15 protein-coding genes are annotated in these 15,877 nt (G+C 59.7%); 11 read left to right on the forward strand and 4 right to left on the reverse strand.

All coding sequences use genetic code 11. The annotated features are described in order from the left end of the window. The first annotated feature begins 113 nt into the window (after positions 1–113). The 9 genes from JQ586_RS36280 to JQ586_RS36320 all read left to right on the forward strand — a co-directional run bounded on the left by JQ586_RS36280 (position 114) and on the right by JQ586_RS36320 (position 9,451). Positions 114–350, forward strand: coding sequence for a hypothetical protein (locus tag JQ586_RS36280; RefSeq protein WP_212399443.1), 237 nt, complete (start codon positions 114–116; stop codon positions 348–350). 15 nt (positions 351–365) lie between these two features. Further along, positions 366–611: a hypothetical protein gene (locus JQ586_RS36285; protein ID WP_212399444.1), complete on the forward strand. Its 246-nt coding sequence runs from the start codon at positions 366–368 to the stop codon at positions 609–611. A gap of 588 nt (positions 612–1,199) precedes the next feature. Next, positions 1,200–3,101 carry an ABC transporter ATP-binding protein/permease gene (locus tag JQ586_RS36290; RefSeq protein WP_249148597.1) on the forward strand — a complete coding sequence of 634 codons (1,902 nt, stop codon included), beginning with the start codon at positions 1,200–1,202 and terminating at the stop codon, positions 3,099–3,101. A 208-nt stretch (positions 3,102–3,309) separates the two neighbouring features. Then, complete coding sequence (locus JQ586_RS36295; protein WP_249148590.1) at positions 3,310–4,314, forward strand: STAS domain-containing protein; 1,005 nt, start codon at positions 3,310–3,312, stop codon at positions 4,312–4,314. A gap of 2 nt (positions 4,315–4,316) precedes the next feature. Further along, the gene (locus JQ586_RS36300) at positions 4,317–4,709 is read left to right on the forward strand and encodes an STAS domain-containing protein (RefSeq protein ID WP_212399446.1); all 393 of its coding nucleotides are present in this window, start codon (positions 4,317–4,319) and stop codon (positions 4,707–4,709) included. Continuing rightward, a complete protein-coding gene (locus JQ586_RS36305; protein WP_249148591.1) occupies positions 4,699–5,094 on the forward strand; it encodes an anti-sigma regulatory factor in 396 nt (131 codons plus the stop codon). Before JQ586_RS36300 ends, JQ586_RS36305 begins: the two co-directional genes overlap by 11 nt. Positions 5,095–5,097: 3 nt before the next feature. Next, entirely contained in the window at positions 5,098–6,084 is a 987-nt protein-coding gene (locus JQ586_RS36310) for an ATP-binding SpoIIE family protein phosphatase (protein ID WP_212399447.1), read from the forward strand. A 5-nt stretch (positions 6,085–6,089) separates the two neighbouring features. After that, positions 6,090–7,856 carry an ATP-binding protein gene (locus JQ586_RS36315; protein WP_249148593.1) on the forward strand — a complete coding sequence of 589 codons (1,767 nt, stop codon included), beginning with the start codon at positions 6,090–6,092 and terminating at the stop codon, positions 7,854–7,856. Further along, positions 7,853–9,451, forward strand: coding sequence for a response regulator (locus tag JQ586_RS36320; protein WP_212399449.1), 1,599 nt, complete (start codon positions 7,853–7,855; stop codon positions 9,449–9,451). Before JQ586_RS36315 ends, JQ586_RS36320 begins: the two co-directional genes overlap by 4 nt. A 410-nt stretch (positions 9,452–9,861) precedes the next feature. Here the strand turns inward: JQ586_RS36320 and JQ586_RS36325 are convergent, their stop codons facing one another. The 3 genes from JQ586_RS36325 to JQ586_RS36335 form a co-directional block, all read right to left on the reverse strand. Continuing rightward, a complete protein-coding gene (locus JQ586_RS36325) occupies positions 9,862–10,521 on the reverse strand; it encodes a cupin domain-containing protein (protein ID WP_212399450.1) in 660 nt (219 codons plus the stop codon). Between the two features lie 581 nt (positions 10,522–11,102). After that, positions 11,103–11,627, reverse strand: coding sequence for a Cache 3/Cache 2 fusion domain-containing protein (locus tag JQ586_RS36330; protein ID WP_212399451.1), 525 nt, complete (start codon positions 11,625–11,627; stop codon positions 11,103–11,105). 278 nt (positions 11,628–11,905) lie between these two features. Then, complete coding sequence (locus tag JQ586_RS36335) at positions 11,906–12,934, reverse strand: ABC transporter substrate-binding protein (RefSeq protein WP_212399397.1); 1,029 nt, start codon at positions 12,932–12,934, stop codon at positions 11,906–11,908. A 385-nt stretch (positions 12,935–13,319) separates the two neighbouring features. Here JQ586_RS36335 and JQ586_RS36340 point away from each other — a divergent pair, with 385 nt between their 5' ends. Continuing rightward, positions 13,320–13,673, forward strand: coding sequence for a hypothetical protein (locus tag JQ586_RS36340; RefSeq protein WP_249148594.1), 354 nt, complete (start codon positions 13,320–13,322; stop codon positions 13,671–13,673). Positions 13,674–14,764: 1,091 nt separating this feature from the next. Here the strand turns inward: JQ586_RS36340 and JQ586_RS36345 are convergent. Continuing rightward, positions 14,765–14,986, reverse strand: coding sequence for a hypothetical protein (locus tag JQ586_RS36345; protein ID WP_212399452.1), 222 nt, complete (start codon positions 14,984–14,986; stop codon positions 14,765–14,767). Positions 14,987–15,556: 570 nt separating this feature from the next. On the opposite strand from JQ586_RS36345, the gene JQ586_RS36350 reads away from it, so the two are divergent. Next, on the forward strand, positions 15,557–15,739 hold the full coding sequence (locus JQ586_RS36350; protein WP_212399453.1) for a hypothetical protein: 183 nt from the start codon (positions 15,557–15,559) through the stop codon (positions 15,737–15,739). Positions 15,740–15,877: the final 138 nt, after the last annotated feature.

The raw sequence follows: 15,877 nt of genomic DNA on the forward strand, positions 1-15,877 counted from the left end.
GTTCCTCGCCAGGTGCGGTCCTCGCGTCCGTCTTGAGGTTGGCGGGTTATACGCGGAACGCATCGAGGCCGATCTGCGTTGTTGCGACGATCAGTATGCAAAGGACGAACGTTATGAAATCGATCCTCATCGCTGGATGCGCGGCCGCACTTTCTTTAATTATCGTCGGCAACGCCGACGCTAAAGGCTGCATCAAGGGCGCCGTCGTAGGCGGCGTCGCTGGGCACATGGCCGGTCATGGCAAGCTGGGAGCCGCAGCGGGCTGCGCTATTGGCCACCACGAAGCCAACAAGCCTGACCCGAAGAACTCCAATGCTCAGGCGCCGGACAAGCCGGACAAGAACAAATAGGCGCTCACGTTCGCTATGAAGATCCGATCGCACTCGGACAGTCATGTCGTCGAACTCGAGGACGGCTCGCGTTGGCAAATCTTCCCGGGCGATGTCGATGTCACCCTCGACTGGATGCCGTATACCGATCTCACGCTCGTGCCGGTCGGCGACGACGTGTGCTCGCACGTGCTGGTGAGCGACGGCGGACCGGTCCGGGTCATACGGGACGGCGAACGCTGGCCGGAGTCTGAAGTTAAGTCAATGCTCAAAGGCGGTTGAACGGCATGTCACCGCGATCCTCTGGCGACGGTCGCGGCCCATTTTCTGGAGTTTCTCAGGCCCTTTGATGAGCAAGCGGTTGCGGCTAGCTTGATCATCCAAACTGGTTGAGAAGTCAGGTCGCCTTATCGATTGCGCTGCTCGCCAATTCGCGGGCGCTGCCTCAGCCCCTCATGGTTTAGAACGGCGGAAGCCGCGGCGCACAAGGCCGGCCTCGTTGACCTGGCCGAGGCTGGTGGAGCGACGGCTCACACAATTTCACTCGGCACATCGGAAGACGCTGGCCAACGAGACCACGTCGTTCGACGATCGTTGAAGAGTCCAAGCCGGATTTCGTGATGTTGGAGACCTTGCGAAAACGGAAGGTCGACGCTGCCGATGCCGTCGGCGACACGCTTTGCGACGCAGAGGCCGCCGCGGGGAAGGCAGGTGCGTCGTCGCGTCGCGGACAGCACGTGCCGGCAGTTACGTTGTTCCTGAGGTGGAACTTTCGGATTTTCCTCGTGTTGTCAATGCATGACGACTGTTGGTTCCAAAGTGGCGGAGCGAGATAGCATCCCGCCGCAACAAGGTGACGAGCCGGATGAAATGGCTCCGATTATCGCGGTCGTCGCCGAGGGGGGCGATCAGATCGAACCGCCCCCGCCCGAAATTCTAGAACCCGACCCTGAACTGACATCAGAAGAAGCGGAAGAGGCGCGTAAGGGATATTTGCTGACACGGTTCTGGATTAGCGCCCGCGGGTACTGGGGACGCAAAGGTGACCGGCTTGCGCTTCCATTTTCAGCTGGGCTGCTTGCTCTTATCGTTGGCACGGTGGGCTTTCAATACGGCATCAACGTGTGGAATCGCTCGATCTTCGATGCGATCGAGAAGCGCGACGCCACCACCGTGTATTACCTCACCGGTGTCTTCGTCCCTCTCGCTATCGGCAGCGTCGCTCTCGGCATAGCGCAAGTGTTCGTTCGGATGAGCATTCAACGCCGATGGCGGACCTGGATGACCACATCGGTGATCTCGCGTTGGTTGGCCAATGGTCGCTACTATCAACTGAACCTGGTGGGCGGCGATCACAAAAATCCCGAATATCGCATTGCCGAGGATCTACGGGTTGCGACCGATTCACCGGTCGATTTTGTCGCGGGCGTTACGTCCGCCTTTCTCTCGGCCTCGACGTTCATCGTCGTTCTGTGGACAATCGGCGGTGCGCTCACAGTAACGATGAGTGAGTCAACGCTCACCATTCCGGGCTTTCTTGTGATCGCGGCGATCGTTTATGCAGTCGTTGCCTCTGGCTCGATCATGACCATCGGCCGTGGCTTTGTTCAGATATCGGAGGAAAAGAACCAGGCCGAAGCCGAATTCCGCTACACCCTTACCCGCGTGCGCGAAAACGGCGAAAGCATAGCCCTGCTTGGCGGCGAAGATGAAGAGCGTGATGGCATCGACCGGACTTTTGCGAATGTCTTGCGCCAATGGGCTAGACTAACTGGGCAGCATATGCGCACGACGCTTGTCTCTCAGGGATCTAGCCTGGTGGCTCCGGTGGTTCCGCTTTTGCTCTGCGCGCCAAAATTTCTCGATGGAAGCATGACGCTTGGTCAGGTCATGCAGGCAGCCTCCGCTTTCACGATCGTGCAGAGCGCGTTCGGGTGGTTAGTTGATAACTATCCGCGTCTGGCCGACTGGAACGCATGCGCTAGGCGGATTGCCTCGTTGATGATGTCTCTCGACGGCCTGGAGCGTGCCGAACAAACAGATGGTTTTGGCCGGATCAAGCATGGAGAAACGACCGGCGAAGCCGTGCTGAGCTTAGAGGATCTTTCGGTCTCGCTGGACGACGGCACGGCGGTAGTAGACGAAACTGAAGTTGTCATTGAAGCGGGCGAACGACTGCTCGTGGCGGGCGAGTCCGGTTCGGGCAAAAGTACATTGGTGCGTGCAATCGCCGGGCTCTGGCCATGGGGTAGCGGCAACGTGAACTTCCATCCGGACCGACGCTTGTTCATGTTGCCGCAGCGCCCCTATGTACCGTCGGGAACGTTGCGCCGCGCGGTTGCCTATCCCGGTTCGGCAGACAACTGGAATGACGAAGAGATTGCCGCGGCGCTCCACAAAGTCGGGCTGGACCACCTCAACGAAAGGGTCGAGGAGGAGGCGCCGTGGGATCAAACGCTGTCTGGGGGCGAGAAGCAGCGTCTCGCTTTTGCGCGACTGCTTTTGCATAGCCCGGATATCGTGGTCCTCGACGAGGCAACGTCTGCGCTCGACGAGAAGAGCCAGGATAAGATGATGGAAATACTGATGAAGGAATTGCCCACGGCAACGATTGTCAGTGTTGCCCATCGCGTCGAACTGGAGGCCTACCACAGCCGGAAGATCACGCTGGAACGGCGAAAGGGCGGAGCAAAACTCGTCAGCGACATCGATCTGATCCCACGCAAGGGCAGGCGCCGATTGCTGGGTCGCCTTCTTCAAAGACACCGGTAGATTAGTTGCCCCCACAATTCGTGACGTCTAGCCTCGGTAAAGTCCAAGAAGAAGTGCCCTGCCGAAGAGGCTTTGTTCAAATGTTACAGGTCTTAATCCGGGGCGGCTGGGCACCTTGGGGTCCAGACGCCCCGTGCTCGGCGCTGATCTGACCCAATGGCTCAATTCGTCAGGCAGTCCACCGAGTTAACATAGGTTAGGTCCGACCTTGGCGGAGGGAATAGATCGCAACCTTTTCTCCCTGCGGGCCAATTGCCATCGGTTCCAGCGCCGGATAAGCCTTGAAAATCAACTCTTGGGAGCGTGCGCAATGGCCGCAAATACGGGCACAGTCGTCGAACTTGTCGGTAGCAACGAACAGACCATTCTGCCCGAATGGGTCGATCTGCAGAAGAAGGCCGGCAGCCTGCAAACCGGCCGCATCAGCGAGGGCGAACTTCTTTCGCAGTCGCGGGAGTTTTTGCATTTGCTGCGGGATGGCCTTGCCAGGGGTGGCACCGACGCTTCCAATCCGGCCTATGGGCCAGCCAAGCAGCTCCTCGCCGATATCTCGCGCTCGCGTGCCCTTCAGGGCTTTTCGCCGGGCGAGACCGCGACTTTCATTTTCTCGCTCAAGCAGCCCCTGTTCAACACGCTCAACCGCAACACCGCGCTATCGCCGGCTCAGGCCTCCGAGCTGACCTGGTCGGTGACTCTGCTGCTCGATGAGCTTGGCATCTTCACGCTCGAAGTCTTCCAGAAAAGCCGAGAGGAGGTCATCGTTCGCCAGCAACGCGAAATCGCCGAGCTGTCGACCCCTGTCGTCAAGCTTTGGGATGGTGTTCTCGCTTTGCCCCTCATCGGTACGCTGGACAGCCAGCGGACACAGGTTGTGATGGAGAACCTGCTTCAGACCATCGTCGAGACCGAAGCACAGATCGCCATCATCGACATCACGGGTGTGCCGACGGTCGACACGCTGACGGCGCAACACCTGCTCAAGACCGTTGCGGCCGCGCGGTTGATGGGCGCCGATTGCATCATCAGCGGCATCCGGCCGCAGATCGCCCAGACCATGGTCCATCTGGGGGTCGAGCTGAACGTCGTCTCGAAGGCGACGCTGGCGGACGCGTTTGCGGTTGCGCTCGATCGAACCGGCCGCGCAGTGATCAAGCTGAGAAAGACCGCCGCCGGATCGGATAAGAACCTGAAGCCCGTCGAAAAGGGCCTGTAACGATGGACCGAATTCCGATCCTCAAATTCGGAAATGCGCTGCTGGTCACCATCCAGGTCGACATGCACGATCGCCTGGCGACCGCGCTGGAAGAGGATTTGACCAGCAAGATCGTCGAACATAACGCCAAGGGCGTTCTCATCGACATCTCCGCGCTCGAAATCGTCGACAGCTTCATTGGACGGATGCTCGATAATATTGCAGCCGTGTCGCGCATCTTGGATGCCGACACTGTCGTGGTCGGCATGCGGCCGGCAGTGGCGATCACGCTGGTTGAGCTCGGTTTGTCCCTGACGGGCGTCAAGACCGCATTGAACGTCGAGCGCGGCATGGAGCTGATCAAGGCCCGGCTCAGGACGTCGGATACCGACGAAGAGGACGACGTTGAAGAGTGAGCGGCTCGACATCCGGTCTTCAGATGATGTGGTGCGTGTCCGTCAGTTGACGCGCACACTCGCGATCGAGGCTGGCCTGAGCTTGGTCGATCAAACCAAGATCATCACGGCGGCAAGCGAATTGGCGCGCAACACGCTGGATTACGGCGGCGGCGGCGTCTTGCTTGCCGAACTCGTCGAAGCCCTCGGCCGGCGTGGCGTGCGACTGACGTTCGAGGATCATGGCCCGGGCATTTCTGATGTCGAGGCCGCCTTGAAGGATGGCTTTACGTCCGGCAAAGGCATGGGCCTTGGGCTGGGCGGCGCCCGGCGGCTCTCCAACGAATTTTCCATTCAATCCAAGCCGGGTGAAGGCACCAAAGTTGCCATAGCGCGTTGGAAATAGCCCATGATAGCTCTCGCCGTGCAGGACCAAAGCCAGGTATCGGAGACGCGGCGAAGAGCAACAGAGATGGCTCAGCGCCAGGGGTTTGGCGATTCTGATGCCGGCAGGGTGGCTCTCGTGGCGACCGAGCTCGCGACCAATATTCTCAAGCACGGCAGGGCCGGGGAAATCCTCGTCGGGGCGTATGGCGAAGGGCCGGACGGGGGCCTTGAGTTGATTGCGCTCGACAAGGGGCCCGGGATCTCGAACGTGGCTGCAAGCCTCGCCGACGGATATTCCACGGCTGGTACGCCTGGAAAAGGCCTTGGCGCGGTAGTGCGCCAATCCCATTTCGTCGATGTCGCCTCATGGCCGGGCATAGGCACGGCCGTCCTGGCACGCCTCAAGCCGGGCCAGCCTGCGGAAGGATCGAGCGATACGAGCCGGATCGGCGCGGTCTCCATCCCCAAGCTCGGTGAGGACGTCTGCGGTGATTCCTGGGGCGTCTCGGTCGGAGGTGAGGAAACGACCTTGCTGGTCGCCGATGGGCTTGGGCACGGGCCGGACGCGGCCGAAGCGGCGGTCGAAGCCGTGCGCCTGTTTCACCGTTTCATCGGGCATCGGCCCCCTGTATTGCTCGATTATATCCATGGCGGATTGCGAGCGACCCGTGGCGCGGCGGTCTCAGTGGTGCGGTATCAGCCTGCGTCCGGCAAGCTTATCTATGCTGGCGTCGGTAACGTCGCCGGCGTTATTGCCGGCAATGGCGACCTGCGCCGTATGGTGTCGATGCCGGGCACCGCCGGTCATAACGCCCGCAAGATTCAGGCCTTCGAATACCCCTTCACGACTGGACTCGTGATCCTTCACTCCGACGGGATCGCCTCGACTTGGACGCTGGAGAGGTATCCCAATCTTGCCGCGCGGCATCCTACCCTGATCGCGGCCGTACTCTACCGCGACCTGACTAGGCGTCGCGACGATGCTACCGTCCTAGTAGCGAAATGGTGACGGTCATGGCCGCGAGCAGCAAAGTATGGCCAATCGTTACGGTCCCGATCGAAGGCGAGGCTGACGTCGTTACCGTTCGCCAGCGCGCCCATCGGCTGGCCGAATTTCTGGGTTTTGACCGCCAGGACCAGACCCGGATAGCCACCGCAGTATCCGAGCTGGCCCGAAATGCGTTTAGCTATGCCGGCGGCGGACGTGCTGAGTTCATCCTCGATCCGACGCCGGCGCCTCAGGTTTTCTACGTCAGGATTTCGGACAAGGGACCGGGTATCGCCGATATCCAGACCATCCTTGACGGGCAGTACCGATCGAAAAGCGGTATGGGACTCGGCATTCTCGGCGCTCGCCGATTGATGGATCACTTCAAGATCGACTCCAAGGCCGGGAAGGGAACGACAGTCGAAATCGGCCATGATTTGCCGCGGCGCGCCGCTCCCGTGACGCGCGTCAATCTCGCCGAAGTGTCCACGATCTTGCAAAAGGACAGATCGTCCGATCCTCTGGAAGCGTTGCGTCAGCAAAACCGCGAGCTGATGCAGAGTCTGGACGAAATCCGCCGCAAGGAGGAGGAGAGCAAACAACTCGACCAGGAGCTGAGCGACACCAACCGGGGCGTGGTCGCACTCTATGCTGAGCTGGACGAGCGCGCCGAGCAGCTTCGGCGAGCCAGCGAGCTCAAGACGAAATTCCTCTCAAACATGAGCCACGAGTTTCGCACGCCGCTCAACTCCGTGCTGGCACTGTCGCGGCTACTGCTCGACCGCATCGACGGCGATCTGACGCCGGAGCAGGAGCGACAGGTCGGTTACATCCGCCGCTCCGCGGAAAGTTTGCTCGAACTCGTCAACGATCTGCTCGATCTTGCCAAGGTCGAGGCGGGAAAGGTCGACGTCAAGCCATCGGCCTTCACGGTCGGGGAGCTGTTCGGCGGTCTGCGTGGCGCCCTAAGGCCTCTTTTGACAAGCCAGGCGGTCGAGCTGACCTTCGACATCCCCGACAAAGTTCCCAATCTCTTCACAGACGAGGCTAAGGTTACGCAAATTCTGCGCAATCTCATCTCCAACGCGTTGAAATTCACCGAGCAGGGCGAGGTGAGGGTGACCGCTTCCTTCGATGCCGGGAAAGGGCGCGTTAACTTGTCGGTTCGCGACACCGGTATCGGCATCGCCCCGCAGGACCATGTTCGAATTTTCGAGGAGTTCTCCCAAGTCGACACGAAGATCCAAAAGCGAGTCAAAGGCACGGGCCTTGGCCTGCCGCTTTCTCGATCGCTGGCGGAATTGCTTGGCGGTGAACTGCTCCTCGAAAGCGTGCTCGGCCAAGGTTCGGTTTTTACACTCTCGATACCTCCCGAGCGCGGTGATCCGTCGCGGGCCCAACGTTCTGCCGATAACACTCGCAGGCGCGTTCTTCTGATTGATGACGATGAGACGTTCCGGTACGTGATGCGCCAGATTATCAGCAACGAGCCACGCTATGAGTTCATCGAAGCCGTCGACGGCGACGACGGGCTCAAGGTCGCGCGCGAGCAGAGGCCCGATGTCATCATCCTTGATCTGCAGATGCCGACCATGGACGGCTTTACTGTTCTGCAGGAGCTTAACGCTGACAGCCGTACCAGCGTAACGCCGGTCATCATCTCCACGTCCCTGAACGTCAACGCCGAGCTTAAGGCACGACTTCCGGCCGGCACGCGCGTCATTTCGAAGAACACTATCTCTCGCGAGAACGTTTCGCTCTTTCTTCGCGATGCAACCTTGGGGGCATCGTGACCGACTACGAAAACATCATCATTCTGAATGTCGACGACCAGGACGCGCCCCGTTACGTTAAGACGCGCGATCTCCAGGAGCAGGGATTTACTGTCATCGAGGCACGAACCGGCGCAGAAGCGCTCCGGTTGATCGAGACCGAGCGGCCGCCAATTGTTCTCCTGGACGTCGAGCTGCCCGACATTACCGGCTACGACGTGTGCTCGTTCATCAAGAAGAAATGGCCGGGCGTGATGGTCTTGATGACGTCATCAACGTTCACGACATCGATCCACCGCACGCGTGGTCTGGATTCCGGCGCGGATTCCTATCTGGTCCAGCCAGCCGAGCCCCTCGAACTGGCGGCCGCGGTCAATGCGATGATTCGGATTCGGCAGGCCGAAGATTCAATGCGCGCGCTGAATGCTTCGCTGGAACAACGTATCAAAGACCGTGTTGCCGATCTCGAGGCAGCCAATCTCAAATTGACACACGAAATGGAGCAGCGAGAACGTGCCGAGACTGCGCTTGTCCAATCCCAGAAGATGGAGGCGATCGGTCAATTGACAGGGGGACTGGCGCACGACTTCAACAATCTTCTGACGGCTGTTGTCGGCAACCTGGACATGATCCGCATGCGCGCGACCGATCCGCGCATCGCTCGTCAGGCTGAGCACGCGTTCAGGGCGGCTGAACGCGGGTCGAAGCTCACTGCCCAATTGCTGGCATTTTCTCGGACGCAAAAACTTGCAACTGCACCGGTCGATTTAAATGGCCTGATCTCCGGTATGGGCGAGCTTGTAAATCAGACCTTGGGCGCAGAAATCACGGTAGTCACCGAATTGCAGGACGGGCTGCCTCACGCCCTGGCGGATGCCAACCAGCTCGAGCTGGCCATCCTTAACTTGTCGATCAATGCGCGTGATGCCATGTCCGGCGCAGGTACGCTAACAATTTCGACGCGATTGGATTCGAGCAACAGGCAACGCCTGGTCGTGTGCGTGGCCGACACCGGAAGCGGGATGCCGCCGGAGGTTGTCGCACGCGCTTTCGATCCCTTCTTCACGACCAAGCCGCCTGGCAAAGGGACGGGGCTAGGATTATCGCAGGTTTATGGCATCGTCCGGCAGCTTGGCGGAGACGTCACGATTGATACAGCCGTTGGCAAGGGGACCCGGATCAGCATCGCCTTGCCCATCGCTCACGCGGAAGCGGAAAGCGAGAATGCGGGGCCGAGCGATGTGTCGCGCGGCTCTGAGACAGTGTTGATCGTGGACGACGATCCTGATGTCCGCGAGATTATGTCGGGTGTTCTTTCCGATCTTGGTTATCGCGTGAAGGATGTCGAAAATGGAGAATCGGCGCTGAAGCTCCTGAGCGATTATCGTCCGGATCTGCTGGTGTTGGATTTCGGCATGCCTGGCGCAAATGGTGCCGACGTGGCGACAAGCGCCCGGCAGCTTATTGCGGGACTGCGGATCCTGTTCGTTAGCGGCTATTCCGATACCTCGGCCATCGAAAGGGCCGTCGGAAAGGCGTCGCTGCTGCACAAGCCGTTCCGGCCGGCCGAATTTGCCACGGCGGTGCGCTCCTCGCTTGACGCGCCCCGATACTGAGCTTGGTAACTCATCGACTGCCTTACGCGTTCTAACCATTTTGCCAACCCCGTTTATTTCGTTGTGGACGGCTCCTCCACCTCTGGACTCGACCGCTCTGTTGCTTGCGGCGGAGGGACCCAAGCCAATCGAGTTGAACCGGTTGTCGGCTTCAGCTCGGCCCGCCAATCGGTATGAGAGAAGCCGAGGCGGGTCGAAGCGCGTTAGGCCGACTATTGAGATCAGCTGCTTTGCGCCGCGGCACGTCCCATTCAGCGCATCGGGGAGCGCTTAGGCGACGGCAATTATCCTTCTGCAACGCAAACGGGCTACGCCGATGGTCGACGCGCGCTTCGCCGCAATCAACCAAAGCTTTGACCATATCCGCGGGCGCACCCCGAAGCGATGACCGCGCAGTCACGTGGAAACGCTCAATCGGCCGGATTGCATGTAATCGGCGTGTCGACGAAGACGCGGTACTGTTGCGACTTAGGCTTTGCCTTATCATCCTCGTTGACGTACTGGATCGAGCTCTTTCCCAGGAGCGTGCGCGGCAGGATCAACACGCGGATGAAGCGGCTCGGCCGGTCGGCCGCCGCCTGGGCGAATACCGGGGCCGGGCCGGGCTCATACCAGGCGCCGCCCGGCCCATACGATGTCGATCGGCCCTCGGTGTCGATGCGGATCCCGCCATCGATCAGGCAGCGGATCCCGGGTCCTTGGTGGCAGTGCAGGTAGGCGCAGCCACCGGGCGGGAAGCGGACGCTGTCGCCGCGCATTAACAGCTCACCTTCCCGCAGGGTATCAAGCCGCGCCGCGAGCTTGAGTTGCGAGCGGATGCCAACAGCGAACAGCGGGGCATCGCCGGTGCTCTCCGTTGCGAGCTCGAAGCGCCAGGCGGTGACGCCACCGACTCCCGGCGCGAGCACGGCTTTGGTCTCGCCATGCCATACCTCGCCGTCGCTCACCACGCTGCCGCCGATGGTCGCCGCGCCGTGCACAACGAAGATAATGCGTTGTACCGGTGGCAGTCCCACCGGATCGGCCAAATTGGACAGTGTATCCTCGTAGAGCCGCAGCATCGGGGCCATGACCGTCTCCAATTTCTTTGAAGCACGATGGTACTTTCACTGCAGAGGAGGCACGAAGCAAACTAGCAAATTCAGCCCGAGTTATATCTGTGCGGCGACTGGCGAACGGCGCGTTCGGAAGTGTTTTGGCGTGACCAATCTTAAGCCGAAATTACGCGCACGTAGAAAATTCGGGGCTCCTGACCTTCAATTCGCAGGGCCTGCATCACGCCCTAGAAAGAATGTCGCCCGTGGCTCCTGCACCGGCACTAGAGTGCCAAGGAGTGGGTGCCGTTTTAAGGCTCCCACGAATCGGAGGAGCAACCTATGCAATCAACCTTCGGCACGGTAACCGCCGCATCGGTCATCCTTCTCGTGTTCGAAGCGACTATGGTCTCCTGGCAGGTTTCCAAAAGACCTTACAGTTTGCGGCCGCAACGGCATTTGTTGCAGCTGCATTGTCCTTGCTTTCACTCCGGTGGCTACGCTATCCGTCCTGAACCGCCATGCATCCGTCAAGCCGTGGTGACAGCTCTCCAGCGCGAGGACGCCGCGCGCCGCCGAAGTCGATGACGGCCACCGTGCCGACTGGTCGAGAATTCCTATTTTTCGTAGCCGACGTACCAGATGCCGATTACCTTGCCCGATGCGTCCTTGATCGGGTCGTAACCGGTCACGTACGGTTTGCCGAGGATGTCGACTTCGCCGTAGAAAGCCTCACCTTTGTTGACATTCACTATTGCTTTTCCCTTAGGGTCCAGGATGGTCCCCTGCGCCCGGCCTTGTACGCTGCCCGGCACATTGGTGGATACGCGGACATATTCATCACCAGACTTTACGAAAAGCGAAGCCGTGCCGCCGGCCTCAGCCTTGACTTTGTCGACAATCGTGAAGTCGTTGTTCACCTTGGTTGAGCCAAAATACAAGCCTGGGGTCGTCTTGTCGGCTGTCTGAACGGTTCCCTCGACCTTGGGCGCGCCCAATTTCGCCGTTTCGGCCTTCAATATCGCCATGGCCTTCGCGACTTTTGGGTCCGTTTGCGCGTTGCCGGGACTCGTCATGAGCGTGGATGTTGCGATGAAGCAACCAGCGGCCAGGAGACCAACAAGAAAGCTCTTGCGATTCATTTGAGTGGACTCCTCTATGAGAGACGGGCGTTACGAATATCGCAGTCTGCGAAGGGCAATCTTGATCCAAATCAAAGTGGTCGAAGCGACGGGCCAAGCCTGGCGCGACAGCTCACCACAATGCATGGCAGCGATGGAGCCACAGGCAACTTAATGACCGCCCCGGATCATGAGCGTCGGTTTGAGCCATGGCGGGTGACTTCCGATCTCACCTCGACTTCGGACGTTTCCGCGTGCCGCGCAAACGGACGCGAAGGGCCTGCAACGGAAGTCGCGTCTCAGCCGATGATCTCGTCGGCGGCCGCCAGCAATGACGGCGGAAACTCCAATTCGAGCGATCTCGCCGTTGTGCGATTGAGCACCAGTTCGAGCTTGGTTGGCTGGTAGAACGGAATATCACCCGGCTTCGCGCCCTTTAATATTTGATCCGTCATATCCGCGATCCGACGCATGATGGCCACAGTGTCGTAGCCGTAGGACAGCAATCCTCCGATATCGACCCATTCACGAGCGAAATAAATCGCAGGCAGATGATGCCTGGCAGCGGCGTCAACGATTAGCTGACGGTATGTGAAGAACTCAGCCACGGCCCCGACCATGAGACCGTCAACCTTTTCTGCAGCCATTGCGTTGAACTTCCGCTCAAAGTCTTGCCAGTCGAACGGTTCGGCGACCAATGCTGTGCCGAATGCGATACCATCTCGTCGTGCGGCTTCTAGCGCTCTTGCTGGTCCTCCCGCCATTTCCCAAAAGGCAATCAAAGAAGGAGGCATCAGAAACCGCACATTTATTAGCTTGCCCACGGTCTCGCGCAGGAGCTCAAGGCGCTTACCCCAGATTTCCAATCCGACATCAGTAGTTGCTCCTGTGATATTCCTGTCGGGCTTGGCCAAGTTCGTGACCATGCCACCGGCAACCGGATCGCTCGTTATTGCCAGAATAGGAATGGTTGCGGTCAGCGGCTTGAGCACGCGTGTAACCGGGCCGCCGAGCGAGACGATTAGGTCAGGATGACCTGCGACAATGGCGCGAGCGACATCTTCATACCCATTGCTGTGCCCGAATGCCGAATACCGCTCCAGGATCAGGTTTTGGCCTTCGTTGTAGCCGAGCTTACTTAGCTCCCCGAAAAATGCCTGGTACGCTGGGCGACCATTGATGGAGAGCCCCTCGGGTGGTTCGGACGGGTGAACCATCGCGATGCGCTTGATGGCTGGCAACCGGGTTTCAGTTTGGGCGAATGTCGGCTGGGCAAGGCCCATCGCGGCCGTGGCCGCCGTCCCCGTGATGAACTCACGCCGTCGCATGCCCCTCCCTCCATGGATCACGCCTGTGGGAGCAGGAGCCTGAATCTTAAACGCCGCCCGGCTGCGTTCCACCTCTCTTTCGGAGTAACTCCGCTAGCTGGCACAAACTGTACTGCTCGCCGAGTTTCGAAGGTTGTAGCATTTTCGGTTAGGTCCGAGCGAAGTTGTCTTTCCTTACAGCGCTCGGCTAGGCCGTAGCGTAATTACGGAACGCTGCGGGCCGCCGATTGATGGCCCGAAGGCGGCTGCGCGCACCGCTTGAATCCGCGGTTCTCGCCGGATGTGCGGAGGCTTCGCGCATCCGGGCAAGTACGGATTGTTGCGTGCGCTCGAGGAGTCCTAGGTTCGCGTTATTGGTTTCATCAATTGCATTGCGGTGGCAGCTATGAACCACCTGCTGACCGGAACGAATTTAGTTTGCATCAGCGCCGCCTTGGTTTGGATTTGGCCAGCTAACGCGCACGACCATACCCATCCTGAGCTGGACGACTGGTACAAAAGTTTACGCAGCGAACAAGGTGAGTGGTGCTGCGACGGCGCCGATGTCAATCACCTGACGGATCCCCAATGGACGATCAAAGATGGCCAGTATCAGGTTTTCCTGGAAGGCGAATGGGTCAAGGTACCTCCGGAAAAACTGGTCAAGGGCAACAACAGGGCTGGCTTCGCGCTGGCTTGGCGGATGTATATAGACGGTCATCCAGTTGTGCGCTGCTTTATGCCGGGAGCGAGCGGGTAGCGTAAGATCGCAACTCGCAACGACCGTGTCGCGTCTTGGATCATCGATACCCCATGCCACCGATCGGTCCCTTGGTGTCCCAATTTTAGTTCGGCCTTACGTCGGCGCCGCGAGTGCCGCAGGCGGAGCAGACGAGCCGAGGCTCGACGTCTGACAGCCTCAGATCATCAGCCGGGCGGTCAACAGTCAACGGTGGCCAATCCGCACGAGTTGTTCAGTTGCGTGGTGATCGGGCAACGATGTGCGGCAGCGGCAGAGTTGGCGCTTTCCCGCGAACAGAGCTTGGCTCCAGCCAACACCGTCGCCCGCAACCTCAATTGGGGCACCTGCAATAGTACACAATAGATCAGCTCGCCGGGTTCACGCCGGCTGTTTCTCCCTTGGCGGAAATTCCATTGTTTCAGGTGGTCGACGGCGGCACGCGCCATGTTCGGTCATGGCCTTCACCGCTTCGTTTTCGTCGGCGCAGAAAGCGATGCTAGCCGATCGGCAAACACCGGCCACTGGCGAAGGCCAACTTCCCTGATGACGTAATCAGAATCGCGCCGACCGAAAGGCCCGCGTTCTTTCTAGTCACCGCCAGGAAGCGGCCAACTACCTGATGCTTGCAGTGATTGGCGTGATGGAGCCCGCGCCGATGCTCGCGCTGGCTGCGCTCGGCGCTTCGAAACAGGCTTGCGACACGCTCGCGAAGGTCTCTCGATCCAGCGCCTAATACACACAGCCGAGGTCATCTTGTTTGGGTACCGCCGTCCTCGGCGATGTCACGCGACGGCTGGTACCAGAACCGATCCGACGGCTTGCACCTTCCGAAGGGGCGGGCTGGATATTCAATTCCATCCGTGCGGCATGTCCCGTAGCTCCAGTCAGGAGGCGGCGGCTGCAGAGTGAAGATCTGAGCCATGATGTTCAGGACCAGGACGACGGTGTGGTGCATGGGCAAAATTCGGAAAGAACGGGTCAGCACTGCACGTCCAACCCTTGCGTGCAACGGCTTGTCACCGGTATCCACAGCACCTCGGCGCGAGTTGTCGAGATTCCTTGCGGATGCGCTGAGGGCGAAGGTGAGGGAAACCCTGTCCTACCTAGGCCTAATCCTGAGACCACACCAGCCGCAGAGCAGGTCGCGCAGCTGCCCCGCGCTGCAATGCGGGCACTGATGACTGATCGAAGTGCAGGCTTAGACAACCGCCCGCCAACTCTCGGATACCCACCAAGGCCAGCCAGTCACCGCCGTCGTCATTGTTGGTCTCGCGGGCATGCCGCGCGAGCCGCTCTATGAGACCAAGAGCCTCGATTGCCGTGAGAGCCATTTCTTGCTTCCCCGCTTCTTGCTTCCCCGCTCTTTTGGCTGAAGCTACGACGATCGCTGGGGCGAAAGGAAGGCAAGGACGGATCTGCGCGCACCAGGCGCGCGGAACCTCACCGACGGGGATGCCATAGGCCTAACCCCAAAATAAATTGGCCTGTCCACCGTTATGGTTGGGGGGCCTGGACGGGACCATTTCCGTCAAGCGAATAGGTCTTTCCCCGCTTGCGCCAAGCGCACATGCGCTTGCCGATCGGCCTCATGATGTTCAGGGGTCTTGGCCCTAGGGATGCACTGAGCATCAAGCGGGACTCTTTCAAACAGGGGAAGATTTCAACGCGGCGGTCGAAGACCGGTGAGCCGGTATCTGGCCATGCCCTGCGCCGCTGGCGGACATCATCGCGGCAGGCCGGTTCACGACGCAATCACCATGTGCGCGACGACGCAGGGTAAGCCGTGGACGGTGAGTGGCTTCAACGCCTCGTGGCGCCCGATCAAGCTGCGATTGGAGCGGAAGGGCCTGATAGGTCCGAGCCTGACGCTCTACTGACTGCGCCATACGGTGGCGGTGTTTATGCGACAACTGGGCTTCGATGACCGGACCATCGCCGATGCGCTGGGGCAGGAGACGCTGGCGATGGCGCAGCACTACGCCAAGCGCGCCAACATCGAACCGAAGATGGGGAAGGTGGTGCGCCGTCTAGAGCGGCGCTGGCAGCACAAACAGAAAACAAGAACTGTCAAACCTGCTTCGTGAAGCTGTCAAACTTGCTTTAAAATGAAACTCGAAGAGATGAAAACATGAGAGCAAACAGCCGTGAGCGGCCCGATACATAGGTGACATTTCGTACCGGACACATGGGTTACACTTTCCGCTTTTGTTCTGCGGGAGGTG

The sequence above is a fragment of the Bradyrhizobium jicamae genome, assembly GCF_018130215.1.
Classification (GTDB): Bacteria; Pseudomonadota; Alphaproteobacteria; order Rhizobiales; family Xanthobacteraceae; genus Bradyrhizobium; species Bradyrhizobium jicamae_A.

Excerpts from the sequence above, each read along its gene's own strand:
- JQ586_RS36350 (WP_212399453.1), top strand. The coding sequence starts at position 15,557 with ATGCGACAACTGGGCTTCGATGACCGGACCATCGCCGATGCGCTGGGG.
- JQ586_RS36345 (WP_212399452.1), bottom strand. The coding sequence starts at position 14,986 with ATGGCTCTCACGGCAATCGAGGCTCTTGGTCTCATAGAGCGGCTCGCG.
- JQ586_RS36290 (WP_249148597.1), top strand. The coding sequence starts at position 1,200 with ATGGCTCCGATTATCGCGGTCGTCGCCGAGGGGGGCGATCAGATCGAA.
- JQ586_RS36310 (WP_212399447.1), top strand. The coding sequence starts at position 5,098 with ATGATAGCTCTCGCCGTGCAGGACCAAAGCCAGGTATCGGAGACGCGG.
- JQ586_RS36280 (WP_212399443.1), top strand. The coding sequence starts at position 114 with ATGAAATCGATCCTCATCGCTGGATGCGCGGCCGCACTTTCTTTAATT.
- JQ586_RS36285 (WP_212399444.1), top strand. The coding sequence starts at position 366 with ATGAAGATCCGATCGCACTCGGACAGTCATGTCGTCGAACTCGAGGAC.
- JQ586_RS36340 (WP_249148594.1), top strand. The coding sequence starts at position 13,320 with ATGAACCACCTGCTGACCGGAACGAATTTAGTTTGCATCAGCGCCGCC.
- JQ586_RS36330 (WP_212399451.1), bottom strand. The coding sequence starts at position 11,627 with ATGAATCGCAAGAGCTTTCTTGTTGGTCTCCTGGCCGCTGGTTGCTTC.
- JQ586_RS36315 (WP_249148593.1), top strand. The coding sequence starts at position 6,090 with ATGGCCGCGAGCAGCAAAGTATGGCCAATCGTTACGGTCCCGATCGAA.
- JQ586_RS36325 (WP_212399450.1), bottom strand. The coding sequence starts at position 10,521 with ATGGCCCCGATGCTGCGGCTCTACGAGGATACACTGTCCAATTTGGCC.
- JQ586_RS36300 (WP_212399446.1), top strand. The coding sequence starts at position 4,317 with ATGGACCGAATTCCGATCCTCAAATTCGGAAATGCGCTGCTGGTCACC.
- JQ586_RS36335 (WP_212399397.1), bottom strand. The coding sequence starts at position 12,934 with ATGCGACGGCGTGAGTTCATCACGGGGACGGCGGCCACGGCCGCGATG.